At 55.4% G+C, this 258-nt stretch carries 1 protein-coding gene; it reads right to left on the bottom strand.

Annotation, left to right across the window (positions count from 1 at the left end):
* Positions 1–258 (bottom strand): integrase core domain-containing protein (locus C6382_RS23780; RefSeq protein ID WP_146146932.1); only part of this gene is annotated, 258 nt, incomplete at both ends.

Raw genomic sequence — 258 nt, 5'->3', positions numbered from 1 at the left:
CTGCCTCGTCAACCATCTGCCTCGCCTGCTCCAGGTCTCCAGGGCTGCTCAACAGCAGCTCCATCTTGAGGATTCCGTTGATTCGCTCGGCTAGTGCGTTCTGGTAGCAGTCATATCCATCAGTCATCGAACACTGAACTCCGTGCCGGTGATGAAGGGACTGGTACAGCGCCGAGCAGTATTGGATGCCTCTATCCGAATGATGGACTAGTGGCTGGCGACGACATCGCTTTCGTAATGCCTGCTTGAAGGCTTGTG

It is taken from the genome of Pseudomonas sp. BBP2017 (assembly GCF_003024385.1).
Taxonomy (GTDB): domain Bacteria; phylum Pseudomonadota; class Gammaproteobacteria; order Pseudomonadales; family Pseudomonadaceae; genus Aquipseudomonas.
The sequence above is the reverse complement of the archived record's forward strand: the minus strand, read 5'-3'. Positions and strand labels throughout refer to the sequence as shown.